Here is a 16746-nt window from a genome sequence, read left to right on the forward strand (position 1 = left end):
TCAGTCCCCGCCGCTCAGAGCGCGGGCTCCTCGACCAGCAGGCCGGTCTTGATGAAATAGTTGACAACCTTGGAGGAGGCGCGCTTGCGGAACTCGGCGCACGCCGGGTGGCTCATGGCCATCTGGCGCAACTCGTAGGAATCGGCCAGGCCCGCGTCGCGGTACATAGTCGGGTTGTAGTAGTCGCCCCAGGAGGCGCGCAGGTAGTCGCCCAGCCACTGGCGGAAACCAGCCAGCGTCTCGGCCGACCAGCCGGGCGCGAACTTGTTGAAGAGCTCGGCCAGTTGCACGCGGCCGAAGGCCAGGTGGCGCGCTTCGTCGATGTGGTGCACCTTGTTGACCTCGCGCACCAGCGGGTCGCAACGCTCGTCCTTTTCGATCGCAAGGTTGTAGAAGTCGCCGAGCTCCTCGACGACCATCACCTTGCAGTAGAAGGCGACCTCTTCCTCGCCCTTGGCGTATTCGCGCGGCAGGACGATCTTCTTCTCGGGGTACACCTTGCCGACGTAGCGATTGCAGAACTCGCCGAACATCACCATGTGCTTGTTCTCTTCGTCGACGAAGTGGTGCAGGTACTCGTTGACGGAGGTGGTGTTGCCCTTGGAGTACAAGCGGTCGACCAGGCCGGCGACCAGCGGGCGCTCGCCCTGCAGCACGAGGCTGAAAAAATTACCGAGTTCGTAGAGGCTCAGCCGCTTTTGCTGTTCTTCGGTCAACGCATCCCAGGCGGGCGTACCGTAGAGCGAGATCAGCTCGGGCGGCATGTACCAGACGTCAGTCTGCAGGGCCTCGGGCCATTCGACGAAGTTGTAGACGTCCCAAAACTTCTTGCGCGAAGCCTTGGTCAGGCGGACGGCGAGTTCAGATGCGGTTTCCATGACGGCGTCCCGGGTAACAGGTTTTTTCGAGCCGAAAGTATCGGCACGAAGTCAAGTCAAAAGCAATCCCGCGAAGCCAGGGCACTACAGGGCCATGGGCCCGTGACCGTCCATATTTGTCAGGTGAAGGCCTTTTGACACGTCGGTGAAGGGCGCCAGCGCTTCCTGCAGCTGCGGCGAGATGGCGAAGAGTCGCTTGTTGGGTAATACCGCGTAGCCGTTCTGCGCAAAACCCTTGGCCCAGTCAGGGTGAGCCTGGTTGGAGACGACGATGTCCACACCCTTTGTCACCAGGTGCCGGGTTGCGGCATGCACCACCTCACCCGCCTGCGATGGCAAGGCCAGCGTGTCGACGATGGAGCCCACGTGCAGGTCACCGAAACGGTGCTCGCCTTGCATGTGCGTGTCCATCACCAGCGCCCATCCGATGACCTGGCCATCGCGCTCGACCTTGAGGCGAGTGACCGGAGGCCAAGCCCCTTCGGGGGCGAGCGCGTTCATCGAGGCGGCGTCGCGCACCGCGATGGCCCGGTAGCTGCTCTTGCAACGCTCCCACAGCGCATCGGCCCAGGGTCCGAAGTTGGGCACTTCCATCGCGCGGGCCTTGAAGCCACCGCCCTTGGCCTTGAGCCTGAGGCCGAGGTGGAGCGCCTTGAGGGCGAGCCAGCCAAGGCCGGTGAATGCACCAAGATCGAGCAACGCACGGCGCGCCGGCGTCTGGCGCAGCAGGGCGTTGAGGCGCAGGAAGCGGAAAGGCTTCACCACCAGCAGGCAAAACGGCGTGGGGTGCAGCAGCCAGTTCATCTTGCGCAGCATCTGCACCACCGGCTGGTCGTCACCCCCGTGGCCCCAGCTGTAGAGCAGCGGGCGCTTCTTGAGCATGTCGCGGATCATGCGCAGGCCGAGCATGCCGTGGCGGGTGTCGATCACGCCTTCGGAGAACGGGCCCTGCCAGTCGGTCACGACTTGGATCTGCCCGTTGATCAGCCAGTCTTGCGGCTTGAGCGCGAAGCAGCCGCGCACGGCGCTGCCGTCTTCTACGGCAAGGTGGTATTCGCGCCAGACGTTCTGGCCGTCGCGCGGCGGAATCCACTCTGGCACCGGGTCGACATAGAAGCTCCAGCCGGAGCCGCCGGCACGCATGCGCTCGTTGAAGGCCTGCACGGCCTCGCGCCATTCAGCGCTGTGGGGAACGATCTGGATGGCCATGGGAAGGAGAAGGCGAAACGGCCGCGTTGCCCGGCAGGCCGCGGTGGAACAGAGCGGAATGGCGCAGGAAGTCGCGCAGGAAGTGCGGAGGGTACTCGCCCGATTTGCGCTGCACGACGCTGCGCAGCTTGTAGGTGAGGAAGGCCAGCACCCAGACCAGGTCGGTGGCGGCCGCGTACGACCAGCCGTGGTTCTTGACCCAGTAACGGCGGCGCGACTCGAACCAGTACGCCGGCCTCCGGTTCTTCGCCGCATGGTGGCCGCTGACCTGCGTGCTCTGGCCGACGAGGTGCAGCACCACACTTTGCGGCACGTGCCAGGTCTGCCAGCCGGCGCGGCGGGCGGCGAGGCAGAAGTCGGTTTCTTCGAAATACAGGAAATAGCCCTCGTCCATGAGGCCGATGGTCTGGAAGACCTCGCGGCGCACGAGCAGGCTGGCCCCGGGCAACCAGTCCGCCTCGGCTGGTTCCTCGCCCATCGGCCGCAGGCCGGCGCGGTGCTTCAGCAAGCGGGCGACCAGGCTCAGCCGCAGACCGCCGGCGAGTTCGCTCCAGATGCTGGGGAAATGGAAGGCGTAAGGCCACGGTTCGCCGCTTTCCAGCAGGAAGCGGCTGCCGGCGATGCCAGCCTTGGGGTGCGCGTCGAGGAAGTCGACCAGCGTGCGCAGGGCACCCGGTTTGACGCGCGTGTCGGGGTTCAGCAGCCAGTAGTAGGCCGGGCCGTTCGGGTCGGCCAGCGTCGGCCGCACGGCGAAGTTGTTGCCATACGAGAAACCGCCGTTGACCGGCGCCGGGAGCAGCCGAGCCCACGACGACCACCCTTCGGCTTCGATCGCGCGGCCGATCAACTCGACCGAATCGTCGCCCGAGGGGTTGTCGACCACCGTCACCACCGTGCCCGGGACTGCGGCCACTTCATCGACCAGCGAACGCAGGCAATCGACCGCGAGCCGGCCGGTCTTGTAGTTGACGATGACGACCTGCACGCGCGCAGGCGGCATCGTCATGTCTCCGCGCGCCGCAACTGCAGCGGGCCGGGCTCTCCGCGCAGCACCGCGCTGTGGCGCATGAAGTCGCCGATGAAATGCGGCGCGTGGCGGTTGGGCTTGCGGCGCAGCGCATCCAGCAGGCGGCCGACCGGGTAGGCCAGCACGACGCCGAGGTCGGCCAGCGCCGTGTACAGGCGCCCATGGTGCAGCACGAAGTAGCGCCGGCGAGAGGCGAACCAATAAGCGGGCACCCGCTTTTTCGGCGCGTTGCGCACGGTCACGCCGCTCGACTGGCCCACGAGGTGCACGATGCGCGCCTGGGGCACGTGCCATACCTCCCAGCCGGCGAGCTTCGCGCGTCGGGTGTAGTCGGTCTCTTCGAAATAGAGGAAGTAGGTCTCGTCCATCAGGCCGATCTGGTCGATCACGGCCTTGCGGATCAGCATGAAGGCGCCCGACACCCAATCGACCGGCACCGGCTGCTGCGGGATGCCGATGCGCGTGAGGCGCGTGGCGAAGAGCCGGTCGAGCGCGCCGATGCCCAGGTAGCCGAGCACCTCGTTCACCGCGTTCGGAAAACGGAAGCAGCACATCTGCGGCGTGGCATCGAGGTCTTCGCTGCGGCCACCGGCGATGCCGACCTTGGGGTGAGCCTCGATGAAGTCGAGCAGCGTGCGCAAGGCACCGGGCCGCACGATCGTGTCGGGGTTGAGCAACAGCACGTGGTCGGCGTCCCGCCGCTCGCGGATGGCGATGTTGTTGCCGGCGGCGAAGCCGTGGTTGCCGGGCGCGCGGATCAGCGTGGCCCAGGCACCCCAGCCGTTGTCGGCGATGGCCTGCGCCACACGATCGGCCGCACCATCGGGCGAGGCGTTGTCGACCACGAGCACCCGCACGCCGGGCACCGACGGCAGCTCCGGCTCGATCGAGCGCAGGCAGTCGATGGTCAGATCGGCGCCCTTGTAGGCGACGATCGACACCAGCAGCTTCGGCGTGGCCGAAACGTTCATGCCCGCGCGTTGACCCGAATCGCCAGGTTGCCCGACGGGTGGGTGTTGGTGTGCAGCAGCTGGTGCGCCTTGCCCACTTCGTCGAACTCGAAGACGTCGGCCAGCGCCGGGTCGACCAGGCCGTCGATCACCATGTCGTTCAGCGCCTTGCACTGCTCGGTGTTGGCGAAGTGCGAGCCTTGCAGGCGCTTCTGGCGCATCCACAGGTAGCGCAGGTCCACGTCGGCGTTGTAGCCGGTGGTGCCGGCGCAGATCACCACCATGCCGGCGTTGTCGCACACGAGGATGGAAGTCGGGATGGTCGACTCGCCCGGGTGCTCCAGCACGATGCGCGGGCCCTGGCGCGAGCCCAGCACGTCAGACCACTTCTTGCGGAAGGCGTTGGCGCCCTTCATCCACTCGGCATAGGCCGCCGCATCGGCGGTGTCGGGCAGGCGGCCCCAGTGGGTGAACGACGGGTCGGTGCGGTTGATCACCCCGTGCGCGCCGAGCTTGCGGCAGTGCTCCATGCGGCTTTCCGACGAGACCACCGCGATCGGAATGCCCCCCTTGGCCTTCACGATCTGGATCGCCATCGACCCGAGGCCGCCCGAGCCACCCCAGATCAGCACCGGGTCGCCCGGCTTCACGGTGTGCGGCTCCCAGCCCATCAGCTGGCGGTAGGCGGTGGCGCCCACGAGCATGTAGGCGGCTGCAGCCTCCCACGAAAGCTTGGGTGGCTTCTTGAAGCACTGGTAGTCGTCGACCCGGGTGAACTGCGCGAACGAACCCCAGTTTTCCTCGTAACCCCAGATCTTGCAGCTGGTCGAGGTGATGGGGTCGGCGCCGGCCTGGATGTCAGCGGCGTTCTCGTCCCACATCGCACACGAGAGCACAACCTCGTCGCCCACGCGCACGTTGGTCACGCCCTCGCCCACCGCCCAGACGATGCCCGACGCGTCGGAGCCGCCGATGTGGAAGGCCTCGGCGGCCGGGTTCTGCTTGCGGCGCGCCGCGACCACGTCGACCGGCGTGCCGAGCGCCGCCCACACGTTGTTGTAGTTGATGCCCGCGGCCATCACGTAGACCAGCACCTGCCGCGGGCCAGGCTTGGGCGTGTCGACCACTTCCACCTTGAAGGCCTGCTCCGGCTCGCCATAACGCTCGGGGCGGATCAGACTCGCATACATCCGGGCCGGCACATGGCCGAGCGGCGGCATCTCGCCGAGTTCGTACAGGTCTTTGGTTTCGCTCACGCCACGACTCCCTTTTTCGTCTCTTGGTTGGAGCCCTTGCTCAGGCCCTCAATGACCCGCCGCAACAGCGACACCAGCACCCGCACGTTGGGCTCGAGCACCATGTTGTCGTGGTTGCCCGGCACCTCGAATACCTGAAGGTGGCCGACGTGCGGCGTCCAGAAGTTGTCTTCACGGACGTAGTTGCGGTAGGAATCCACCAGCCGTCCCCCCGACAGCCGGAACTTCACGTCCAGCTTGGGGCGGAACACCGCCACCTTCACCGGCACCTTCGGAATCTTGTATTTGGCCAAGGCGCGCAGGAAGGCATCGCCGATGCGGCGCGACTGGAAATTGGCGGTGTTGGCCTCGGCCGCCACGGCGTTGCCGTTGTTGGCGGCACGCTCCTCCTGGCGACGGCGCTTTTCCTTCTCCCATTCGATGCGCGCGGCGATCTTCTTGCCGACGATGCCCAGGCCCTCGCGCTGCGCGCTCTGCAGCAGCATCGTGAGCTTGTCGCCGAGGCTGAAGTTGGGGATCTCGCGCGCCGGCGTGTCGAGCATCAGCACGCCCTGCACTTCTTCGCCCTTGGCCATCAGCTGGCGTGCCATCTCGTACGCAATCAGGCCGCCACCCGAGAAGCCGCCCAGCAGGTACGGGCCCTGCGGCTGGATCTGCACGATCTCGGCAATGTAGTCGGCCGCGGCCTCTTCGAAGTTGTCATGCGGCTCGACGTCGCCATACAGGCCCCGCGCCTGCAGCGCATAGAACGGCCGGTCCTCGCCCAGCAGGTGAGCCAGGTGGCTGAGGTTGAGCACGTTGCCGAACATGCCCGCCACCACGAAGAGCGGCGTGCGGCCGGCCACCGGGCCGGTGTGCATCGGCACCACGTGGCGGAAGCGCAGTTCGGCCTTCTGGCGCGGCGCAGCGGTGGCGCCGCTCTCGGCTTCGGCCGCGGCGGCTTCTTCGCTGTAGGCCTCGCCACGCACGAGCGTCGCCAGGCCTTCGATGGTCGGCGACTGCATCAGCACCGACATCGGCAGGTCGACCTCGAACTTGTCGGCGATGTCGTTGAAGAGACGCACCGCGATCAGCGAGTGGCCGCCCAGGTCGAAGAAGCTGTCGTGAATGCCCACGCCTTCGACGCCGAGCAACTTGCCCCACAGCTCGGCCAGGCCCTTCTCGAAGCTGTCGCGCGGCGGCGCAAAATCGCTGTCGAGCTCCGGGCGCGAGAAACGCGCTTCGCCGGTGCTGAGCGCGGCGCGGCTCAAGGACTCGGCCTGTGCGATCAGCTCGTCGATCTTCATCGAGCTCACGATCACTTCGCTCGGCATGTCGCCGCGCAGGATGCGGTCGAGCGCCTTCAGGCCATCGGCCGGCGCAATGCCCTGGCTCACGTTGTGGCGCAGCGCAATCTCGCCGGGCGAGAGGGTCTTGGCACGCGTGGCGGGCTCGGTGGCGCCTTCGCCAGACGAATCGACGCCCGCTTCGGGCTTGGGCGCGTGCCACGGACCGTCGAGGCGGCGCAGCGTCAGACGGTCGACTTCTGCCAGCACATTGCCCTGCGCATCGGTCAGTGTCACGTCGAAGGCGGCAAAGTCACTCGTCACCGAGCCTTCGCTCGCCAGGCGCACCCAGCTGTGGACCTCGTCGGTGAGCGGCGCAATGAAGCGCAGGCCGCGGTAGGAGATCGGCGCCCACAGGTTTTGCACCACGTCCTGGTCGGCATAGCCGGGGATGAGGTCCATCGCGTAGCCGGTCGCGATGTCGAGCAGGCCGGGGTGCAGGCCGTTGGTTGCGAGGTCGCCATGGAATTCGGCGGGCAGTTGCAGCTGCGCAATCGCTTCCTTCTGGCCGAGCTGCAGGCGCTTCAGCACACGCCAGCGCGGGCCAAACCGGATGTGGCTTTCCTGCCGGGTGCGCAGCGCGCCGGAGCCGGCAGCGACTTCGCTCTTGCCGGTGCAGCGGGCTTCGATCGCGGCAATGTCGACCTGCGATGGTGCATCACTCTTGGCCGGTGTGACACGCGCGGTGGCGCAACGCACGAAGCGGCCTTCGCGTTCGCCGGCCGCGAGGATCTCGACGTCCCAGCGCTGCTCGTCGCCGCGCAGGCGCACGCGGAATTCGCGGCTGCTGCCGTCGGCCACGAAGAGCGGGTTCTCGAACACGAGGTTGCTCAGCTGCCAGCCGCTGGCCTGGCCCAGCTCGGCCAGCGCAGCGCGCACCAGTTCGAGGTAGCCGGTGCCGGGCAGCAGCGCTTCGCCGCTGCCGAGGCGGTGCTCGTCGATCACCCAATCGGTGCTCTTGAGCACGCCGGTGAAGAGTTCTAGTTGCGCCAGCCCGTCACGGGCCGAGAAGCGTTTGTCGAAATGCGGGTTGCCGACGGGCAGCGGCTCGCCCTGCGTGACGCCGGCGTCGTTGTTCAGCCCCGCATCGGCCGGCGCGCCCAGCTGGCCCACCATGCCGACATCCTTCCAGATGCCCCAGGCAATGGAGGTGACCGGATACGGCCGCGCACCGCGGCACGACTCGGCGAACGCGTTGACGAAGGCGCTCGCGCCCACGTAGTCGATCTGGCCGCTCGGTGCGATGTAGGTGCTGGTCGACGAGAAGAGCACCATGAAATCGAGTGGCTGCTCGCGGAAGATCTCGTCCAGCACCAGCGTGCCGTAGACCTTGGCCGAGAACACGTCTTCGATGTCGCGCGGGCTCTTCACCTGGATCAGGCTGTCGCGGATCGTGCCGGCGGCGTGGAACACGCCGTGGATCTGCTTGAACGCGGCGCGGGCCTCGTCCACCACCTCCTTCATGCGGTCGGCCACGGCCACGTCGGCCGACAGCGGCAGCACGGTCGCGCCCAGCGATTCGAGCTGGCGCACCTTGCGGATGCCCTGGGCGATGGAGTCGCCCGCGTCATGTTCGGCCAGCCACGCATCCCATTCGCCACGCGCGGGCAGCGGCGTGCGGCCCAGCAGCACGAGCTTGGCCTTGTACTCGCGGGCCAGCCACTCGGCCATCAGGCCGCCGATGCCACCCAGGCCGCCGGTGATCAGGTAGACGCCGCCTTCGCGCAGCTTGGTCGCGGGCAGCTCACCGGCCGGTGACTTGACGTTGCTCAGGTGGCGCTCCCAGCGCACCCCGTTGCGCCACGCGATGACGCGCGTGCCCGGCTCGGCCAGCAGCTCGCCGCTCACGTCGGCCGCCATCTTGGCGAGCGCGAGGTCGTTTTGCGAGGTGCGCTTGGTGCCGGCGCGTGGGGCGCCCAGGTCGACGTCGACGAAGGCGCAGGTGACGTTCGGGAACTCGCGCGGGATCACGGCCGCCGGGCCGAGCGCCGTCGCCTTGTCGGGGAACAGCAGCGCCTCGTCGCCGACGCGCAGTGCGCCGTTGGAGACGACCGTCATGTGCAGGCCACGGTCGGCGAGGCCCGCCTTGGCGAGCGCACGCGCCAGGTGGAACAGCGAATAGAAGCCGTGTTCCTGGTTGCGGTGGAAGAAGGTCGAACCGGCGCGGAAGGCACGGTCGAGCGTCACGAGCCAGGTGTGCAGCACACGGTCGGGCACGATGCCGCGTTCTTCCAGCGACTGCAGCAGCTCCGGGTAGCCCACGCCGCCCGCTTCGGCGGCGATGGTGTAGGTGTTGTCGTCGACCTGGGCGTAGGTGTCGCCGGGCAGCACCGAGATCACGGTGTGGCCGTCTTCGCGCAGGCCCGAGACCATTGCGAGCGACAGCGGCTCGCGGCCGTGGAAGGCGAGCCACGTCTTCGGCTCGTCGTCCGACTCGAGGATGCCCTGCTGGACCCAGCGTGGCTTCTTGAACCAGTCGGCCATGTCGGCCTGGCGCAGCGGGCGCTCGGCATCGGCGCGGCCGGCCCCGAGCTTGCCGGTGCCGGGCTCGATCCAGTAGTGGCCGTGCTGGAAGGCGTAGCTCGGCAGGGTGACGCGGTGGCGGTTCTTGCCCCACAGGCGCGTCACGTCGAAATCGACGCCCAGCGCCCACAGCCGGCCCATCACGGTGCGGAAGTACACGTGGTCGGGCAGCGGGTCGTTCGGGTGGCGCATCGACGACAGCACGCGCTGCGTCGGCGAGCGCGGGTTCTGGCGCACGAAGGAGCCGAGCATGTTGCCCGGGCCGACTTCGAGGAAGACCAGGTTGTCGTTCTCGAGCAGCGTGTCCACGCCGTCGGCGAAGAGGATGGAATTGCGGAAGTGCTGAACCCAGTATTCCGGGTCGCGTGCCTTGCCGGGCTCCAGCCACTTGCCAGTGAAGTTGGACACGAGCTTGATCTTGGGCTCGTGGAGCTGGATGCTCTGCAGGTACTGGCGGAATCGCGGCAGGATGCCGTCGAGCAGGCGCGAGTGGCCGGCCACGTCGACCTTGACGCGCTGGGTGTCGATGCCCTGCTCCTTGAGCTTGGCAGCGAGTGCTTCGAGCGGCGGCAGCGGGCCCGACATCACCGAGAGCTGCGGGCTGTTGGCGGACGCAAGGTCGAGTTCGCTGCCCAGCAGAGGCCACAGTTCCTTGGCGGCCATCGGCACGCTGATCATCGAGCCGCGCGGGGTCTGTTCGACCAGCTGGCCACGCAGCAGCAAGAGGCCCAGGCCGTCTTCGAACGAGAACACACCGGCGATGCAGGCCGCCGCGTTCTCGCCCATGCTGTGGCCGATCACCATGTCGGGCTCGACGCCGTAGGACTCCCACAGCTTGGTCAGCGCGATCTCGACCAGGAAGGTCAGCGGCAGTTGCGCCGAGGGTTTGGCAATGGCGTCGTTGAGTTCGGGCGTGACCTCTTTCGCCAGCAGCACCGGCGCGAGGTCGGCGTTGAAGCGGTTCTTGAGGATCGCGAGGCCCTTGTCGATCCACTCGCGGAAGACGGGTTCTTTCTCGTAGAGGCCGGCGCCCATGCGCACGTATTGCGCGCCACCACCCGGGAACATGAACACCACCTGCGGGTGCTCGAGGTCCTTGGTGTGGTTGAACACGCGCTTGGCATCGTTGCTTTCCAGCAGCGCGATGGCCTCATCGCGGTTGGTGGCGGCGAGCACGCGACGCTGTTCGAAACCGCGGCGGCCGACGTTCAGCGTGTAGGCCACGTCGGCCAGCGGCTGCTCGGGATGCTCTCGCAGCCAGGCGGCGAGGCGCTTGGCGTTGTCGTCCAGCGCCTTGCGGTTGCGGCCCGACAGCACGAGCAGCTGCGTGCTCTCGTCGATGGCGCTCGGCTTGCGGGCCGGCGCTTCCTGCAGCACGACGAAGGCGTTGGTGCCGCCCACGCCCAGCGAGTTGACACCGGCGCGGCGCGGGCCGCCGTCGGTGGTCCAGTCGGCGAGCTTCGACGCCACGGTGAAGGGGCTGCCCTCGAAGCCGATGCGCGGGTTGGGCGCTTCGAAGTTCAACGAAGGCGGAATCTGCTTGTGCTCGAGCGCAAGCGTGGCCTTGATGAGGCTCGCCACGCCGGCGGCGGTGTCGAGGTGGCCGATGTTGGTCTTGACCGAGCCGACCTTGCAGTAGCCGACCTTGTCGGTGGTGTCGCGAAAGGCCTGCGTGAGCGCGGCGATCTCGATCGGGTCGCCGACCGGCGTCGCCGTGCCGTGGCATTCGATGTAGCTCAGCGTGTCGGCGGTCACGTCGGACACGGCCAGCGCTTCGGTGATGCAGGCGGCCTGGCCGTCGACGCTCGGCGCGAGGTAGCCGACCTTGCGTGCGCCGTCGTTGTTGACCGCACTGCCCTTGATGACGGCATGCACGTGGTCGCCATCGCGCAGCGCGTCTTCCAGACGGCGCAGCACCACGACACCGGCACCGCTGCCGAACACCGTGCCCTTGGAGCGGTGGTCGAAGGTGCGGCAGTGGCCATCGGGTGAGAGCACCTCGCCTTCCTTGTAGTGGTAGCCCACGCCGTGCGGCACTTCGATGGTCACGCCACCGGCGAGCGCCATGTCGCACTCGCGTGAGAGCAGGCTCTGCACCGCCATGTGCGTGGCCACGAGCGATGTCGAGCACGCGGTCTGCACATTGACGCAGGGGCCGTGCAGGTTGAAGGCGTAGGAGACTCGCGTCGACAGGAAGTCCTTGTCGTTGCCGGTATGGCGCAGTAGGAAGAGACCCACCGAGTCGACAAGCTCGGGGTTGGAGAGCAGGTTGAAGGTGAAGTACGCACCCATGCCGCAGCCGGCGAAGAGACCGACGGCGCCCTCGAAGGTCTCGGGCGGGTGGCCGGCGCGTTCGAGCGCCTCCCAGCAGACCTCGTAGAACTGGCGGTGCTGCGGATCGAGGATCGCCGCTTCCTTCTGGCTGAAGCCGAAGAACTCGGGGTCGAAGGCATCCAGGTCCTGAAGCTGGATGCCGGCCTTCACGTAGTTGGGGTCGGCCAGCGTGCTCTGCGAAACCCCCTTGGCGAGCAACTCTTCGTCGGTGTACGGCCGCGTGGCTTCCACGCCATTGCGCAGGTTGGCCCAGAACTCCTCGGGGTTCGATGCCCCCGGCACGCGGATCGCCATGCCCACGATGGCGATGTCAGTCTCGTTCACCTCGTCGGTCATGCGTTCAATCCCTGCGGGCTGCCTGCCTCTGTCGAGCGGTTCATCGGTGGTCGTTGTCTGGAGATGGGGGTCAGACGCGTGAGGCCTGGCGGCGCGCCTGCATCACCGCGCGGCGGCCCTGCGCGCGCGCATTGCCGGCCTTCGCACCCGCATCGTCCACACCGCCCTCGCCCAGGAAGGCGCTGAGGCTCTGGATGGTGGGGAAACGGAAGATGTCGGTGATGGAGATGTCGCGCTGCAGCGTGTCACGCAGACGGCGGTGCGCCTGCACCGCCAGCAGCGAGTGGCCGCCGAGGTCGAAGAAGTTGTCGCGCGCGCCGACCTGCGGCAGCTTGAGCACGTCCTTCCAGATGGCGGCGATCTGCTCTTCGAGGTCGCTCGCCGGGGCCACGAAGGCTTCGTTCGCCACGGGGGCCTTGCTCGCTTCGGGCGCAGGCAGCTGCTTGCGGTCGATCTTGCCGTTGGGCGTCTGAGGCAGCGCGTCGAGCGTGACGAAGTGCGCCGGCACCATGAAATCGGGCATGCGGGTGCGCAGGTGCTCCTTCAGCTCGGCCGCGGGCGCGCTGTCTTTCGCTGACGGCACGATGTAGGCCACGAGGCGCACGTCGCCCGGCGTGTCTTCGCGTGCGACGACGACCGTCTCGCGCACGCCGGTGTGGCTCAGCAGCGAGGCTTCGATCTCGCCCAGCTCGATGCGGTAGCCACGCACCTTCACCTGGTGGTCGAAACGGCCGAGGAATTCGAGCGAGCCGTCGTCGCGCAGGCGCGCGAGGTCGCCGGTGCGGTACACCCGGCCACCGGCCGCGCCCTTGAGCGGGTGCGGCAGGAAACGCTCGGCGGTGAGCTCCGGGCGGTGCAGGTAGCCACGCACCACGCCCTTGCCGCCGATCACCAGTTCGCCCGGCACGCCGACCGGCGTGGGCTGCTGGCGTGTGTCGAGGATGTAGATCGCCTGGTTGGCGAGCGGCTTGCCGAGCGGCACGATGCCGTCGACGGTGTCGACCCGGTGCACCGACGACCAGATGGTCGTCTCGGTCGGGCCGTACATGTTCATCAGGTGGCCGTTGCTGGCGATCGCGCCCTTCAGCTCGCGGGCGAGCGGCGCCTGCAGCGCTTCGCCACCGACCATCATGCGCTTGAGGCCGCGCAGGCCGTCGGCCGCCGCCGGGTCGAGGAGCAGCATGCGCGCCATCGACGGCGTGCACTGCAGGTGCGTCGCCTGGTGACGCTTGAGCAGCGTGGGGATCGAGTAGTCGGTGTTGGCGTTCGCAGCCGTGCGGCGTGGCGTGGCGTTCTTGCGCAGCTCGTTGAGGTATTCGAGGTGGGCCAGCACCGAGGGCGAGTCGACACCGAAGTCGATCAGGCAGGCGACCTCGTCGACGCCGATCGCCTTGATCGCGTCGACCTGCTTCAGGCAGCTCTCGGGCGTGCCGAAGAGGCCGCTGGTCTCGTAGTAGCGGTTGAACGAGTGCTCCATCAGGCCCTGCATCTCCTCGTCACTGAGGCTTTGCAGGTCGAGGCTGGCGGTGGAGTTGGGGCCGTCCATGCCCTCGCGCTTCTTGAACGCAGGGAAGGACCAGGCGTATTGCTTGACGAGGTTGAGCGAGGTCTTGAGGTAGTCGATCAACGGCTGCTTGACCTTGGCGCGCACCTCGGCCTCGTCGGGCCCGACGAAGGTGTGCAGCATCAGCGTCACGTAGCCTTCGCCCGGGTGGCCGGCGTCTTTCCAGGCCTTGCGGTAGGCGGCGAGCTTGCCGTCGAGTTCTTCCACCGTCTGGCCCAGCAGGTGGGTCAGCACGTTGGCGCCCAGCTTGCCGGCGGCGATGAAGGTCTCGGGGTTGCCGGCGGAGGTGACCCAGTACGGCAGGTCCTTCTGCACCGGGCGCGGCAGGATGCCGACCTCGACCTCGCTGCCAGTGGCTCCGGGGAAGCTGCACTTCTCGCCGCGCCACAGCTTGCGCACGGTCTCGATGTTGCGCAGCATGATGTTCTTGTTGTCGGCGAAGTTCTCCGGCTTCAGCACGAAGTCGTTCGGCTGCCAGCCCGACGCGAACGAGATGCCGACACGGCCCTTGGAGATGTTGTCGACGACCGACCACTCCTCGGCCACGCGCAGCGGGTGGTGCAGCGGCAGCACCACGCTGCCGGCGCGGATCTTGATGCGCTCGGTGACGGCGGCAATGGCGGCGCCGGCCACGGCCGGGTTCGGATAGAGGCCACCGAAGGCGTGGAAGTGGCGCTCGGGCGTCCACACGGCCGAGAAGCCGTGCTGGTCGCCGTACTTGGCGCCTTCGAGCAGCAGCTTGTACTTGTCGTGCTTCTCCTGGCCTTCGCCTTCGGCTTCGTTGGCCGAGAAGTAGAAGAGGCTGAAGTCGAGCGGGCGGGCTGCAGCCGCGCCCCGCGGCGCGGACCCGGAGCGCTCTTCGCCGGTGGCGATGACGACGTGGAAGCCGCGGGTGAGCGTCCAGCAGAGTTCGAGCACCGAGATGTCAAAGCTCAGGCTCGTAACCGCCACCCAGGTGCCGGCGCCATCTTCACCGAGGTGGTGGTCCATCCCCGCGAAGAAGTTGACGACATTGCGGTGCTCGACCATCACGCCCTTGGGCTTGCCGGTCGAACCCGAGGTGTAGATCACGTAGGCCAGGTGCTGCGGCTCGGCGCCACCATCGAAGGGCTCGGCCGACTCGGTGGCGATCGAGGCCCAGTCGGTGTCGAGCTTGATGACCTTGGCGCTGTGCTTGGGCAACTCCACGCGGTCCTGCGTCAGCAGCACCGGCACCTTGGAGTCCTCGACCATGTAAGCGATGCGGTCCTTCGGGTAGCTCGGGTCGAGCGGCACGTAGGCGCCGCCGGCCTTGTGGATGGCGATCAGTCCGACCATCATCTCCACCGAGCGCTCGGCACACAGGCCCACCAGCACGTCGGGGCCGACGCCCAGCGACTTGAGTCGGCGCGCGAGCTGGTTGGCGCGGCGGTTGAGTTCGTCGTAGGTGAGCGACTGGTCTTCGCAGGTCACGGCCGTCGCGTTCGGCGTGCGGGCGGCCTGCTCCTCGAAGAGGCGGTGCACGCACGCATCGGTGCGCGCGGGAGCGTCGGTGGCGTTCCACTGGTCGAGCACGCGGCTGCGCTCGGCCGCATCCCACAGGGGCAGCTCGGCGAGGGCGCGCGACGCATCGGCATCGGCGGCCTTCAGCAACTCGGCGGCTTGCTGCTGCATCGCGGCGATGGTGGTGCGCGAGAGCTTGGCAGCGTCGAAGATCCAGCGGCTTTGTGCGCCATCGGCGGTGACGGCGATGGTGAGTTCGCTGCCCGTCAGCGCGGCGGCATCGTCGAGCTTGTCAACGATGAGCAGCGCAACCGGCTGCACACGCGGGTCTTTCTGCGCAGCAGCGGCGCGCAGCTCAGGCGAGCGGGCGACGATGTCGCTGGCATAGCCGACGCGCTTGCGCAGCGTGGCGAGTTCATCGGCAACGGCAGCGCGCAGCGCATCGAAGCCGCGCGAAAAATCGAGTGCAACGCGCAGCTGCACTTGTTGCGCGAACCAGGCGGGCGCAGCGCCCACAGCGCGGCGCAGCGCGGGGTCGGCGAAGCCGAGGTCGAAGCCGTCCTTGTCCGTGAGGCGTGCGAGGTAGCCCACGAGTGCCGCGATGCGTGCGTCGGCGTTACCCGCCGGCAGCGCCGCATCGAGCTGCTGCCACTGCGTGGCGACCGGCGCGGCGCTGCGGTCGATGTAGGGCAGCTCGAGCGGGGTTTGCGTCTCCAGGCGGCGCAGCCAGAACGTCTCATGCGCGGACAGCGAGGCGTTGATGGCGCTCAGCTGGTCGGCCGCGGCCGCATCGAGCACTTCGAAGCGGGCGCCCGTGCGCAGGTTGAGCACCGGGCAGTTGAGGAAACGCGGCTTGCCGTCGAGGGTTTCCAGGCGCGGGATGCGCACGTCGAAGTCGCCGGTCGTGACGACCAGGGCATCGTCGTTCACCGAGACGATGGTGCCGGCCGGCAGGCCCGAGCGGTCTTCGAGCACCGTGAGTTCGGGCACCAGCACGAGCTGGCCGTTGTAGAGCGCCTTGGCCGCACCGATGGGGTTGGCGTAGGTGCCGAAGTCGAGCGCACGCACGAGCGTGGCGATCTTCGAGGCGGGCTCGTCCCAGCGGATGGCACAGGCCGCGGCGGGGCGGTCCTTGCGGCCGAAATACTTCTGCACGCCTTCGGTCTGCGGGCGGCCTTGCAGCGTGCCGTCGGCGAGGCCCTTCACCAGTTCCTCGAAGCTCTCCATGCCGGCTTCGAAGCACTTGGTGTTGAGCGTGAGGGCGGTCTCGCCTTCGGAGAGATCGAAACGGCGCTGCACCAGGATGTCGCCCTGGTCGACGGCGCTCGTCATCAGGTGCCAGGTGATGCCGTGGCGGCCCTCGCCGTTGAGCATGGCCCACACGGGCGTGTTGAGGCCGGCGTATTCGGGCAGCGGGCCGTCGTGGAAGTTGATCGCGGCGCGCGTGGGCATCGCGATGACTTCTGGCGACAGCACCGAGAGGTTGGTGATCGAGAAGAGGTAGTCGAAGGGGCGGATGTCTTGCGCGGCGAGCAGCGCGGCCGAATCGGCCAGCACGCGGATGCCTTTTTCGGCAGCCCAGCGGCGGATGGCGGCGCGCGTCGTGACCACGGCCACGATCTGGTGGCCTGCCTGCTCGAGGACCTGCCCGCACTGAATCAGCAGGGACTCCGAACCGATGAGGACGCTACGCACTGAGTTCGCCATGTTTTCTCTTGTTCAATCGCCGGTCGGCCAGGGCCTGGGTCGTGACACGATGCACATCGTGCGTGGCCGAAAAAACAAGCCGATGACGGGCCCAAACTACGCAAAAACCCGCGGAATTATGTGCGGCATTACCGGGGGTCCAGACCCCCTAGTTG

At 67.7% G+C, this 16746-nt stretch carries 7 protein-coding genes; all 7 read right to left on the reverse strand.

The window, feature by feature from the left end; all coding sequences use genetic code 11:
* Nucleotides 1-14 precede the first annotated feature (14 nt).
* On the reverse strand, nucleotides 15-878 hold the full coding sequence (locus RXV79_RS20515) for a diiron oxygenase (protein ID WP_316699962.1): 864 nt from the start codon (nucleotides 876-878) through the stop codon (nucleotides 15-17).
* 84 nt (nucleotides 879-962) lie between these two features.
* The gene (locus RXV79_RS20520) at nucleotides 963-2087 is read right to left on the reverse strand and encodes a hypothetical protein (RefSeq protein WP_316699963.1); all 1125 of its coding nucleotides are present in this window, start codon (nucleotides 2085-2087) and stop codon (nucleotides 963-965) included.
* On the reverse strand, nucleotides 2056-3093 hold the full coding sequence (locus tag RXV79_RS20525; RefSeq protein WP_316699964.1) for a glycosyltransferase family 2 protein: 1038 nt from the start codon (nucleotides 3091-3093) through the stop codon (nucleotides 2056-2058). The genes RXV79_RS20520 and RXV79_RS20525 overlap by 32 nt, the downstream gene beginning before the upstream one ends.
* On the reverse strand, nucleotides 3090-4085 hold the full coding sequence (locus tag RXV79_RS20530; protein ID WP_316699965.1) for a glycosyltransferase family 2 protein: 996 nt from the start codon (nucleotides 4083-4085) through the stop codon (nucleotides 3090-3092). Before RXV79_RS20530 ends, RXV79_RS20525 begins: the two co-directional genes overlap by 4 nt.
* Nucleotides 4082-5320, reverse strand: a complete 1239-nt coding sequence (gene ccrA, locus RXV79_RS20535) for a crotonyl-CoA carboxylase/reductase (protein ID WP_316699966.1) — start codon at nucleotides 5318-5320, stop codon at nucleotides 4082-4084. Before ccrA ends, RXV79_RS20530 begins: the two co-directional genes overlap by 4 nt.
* The gene (locus tag RXV79_RS20540) at nucleotides 5317-11838 is read right to left on the reverse strand and encodes a type I polyketide synthase (RefSeq protein WP_316699967.1); all 6522 of its coding nucleotides are present in this window, start codon (nucleotides 11836-11838) and stop codon (nucleotides 5317-5319) included. The genes ccrA and RXV79_RS20540 overlap by 4 nt, the downstream gene beginning before the upstream one ends.
* 70 nt (nucleotides 11839-11908) lie before the next feature.
* Nucleotides 11909-16591, reverse strand: coding sequence for a MupA/Atu3671 family FMN-dependent luciferase-like monooxygenase (locus RXV79_RS20545; protein WP_316699968.1), 4683 nt, complete (start codon nucleotides 16589-16591; stop codon nucleotides 11909-11911).
* Nucleotides 16592-16746: the final 155 nt, after the last annotated feature.

The sequence above is a fragment of the Piscinibacter gummiphilus genome (genome assembly GCF_032681285.1).
In the GTDB taxonomy this organism is placed as follows: domain Bacteria; phylum Pseudomonadota; class Gammaproteobacteria; order Burkholderiales; family Burkholderiaceae_C; genus Rhizobacter; species Rhizobacter gummiphilus_A.

Bases quoted from the DNA above. Each gene is read 5' to 3' on its own strand.
- RXV79_RS20515 (WP_316699962.1), bottom strand. From the start codon at position 878: ATGGAAACCGCATCTGAACTCGCCGTCCGCCTGACCAAGGCTTCGCGC.
- RXV79_RS20520 (WP_316699963.1), bottom strand. From the start codon at position 2,087: ATGGCCATCCAGATCGTTCCCCACAGCGCTGAATGGCGCGAGGCCGTG.
- RXV79_RS20525 (WP_316699964.1), bottom strand. From the start codon at position 3,093: ATGACGATGCCGCCTGCGCGCGTGCAGGTCGTCATCGTCAACTACAAG.
- RXV79_RS20530 (WP_316699965.1), bottom strand. From the start codon at position 4,085: ATGAACGTTTCGGCCACGCCGAAGCTGCTGGTGTCGATCGTCGCCTAC.
- RXV79_RS20540 (WP_316699967.1), bottom strand. From the start codon at position 11,838: ATGACCGACGAGGTGAACGAGACTGACATCGCCATCGTGGGCATGGCG.
- RXV79_RS20545 (WP_316699968.1), bottom strand. From the start codon at position 16,591: ATGGCGAACTCAGTGCGTAGCGTCCTCATCGGTTCGGAGTCCCTGCTG.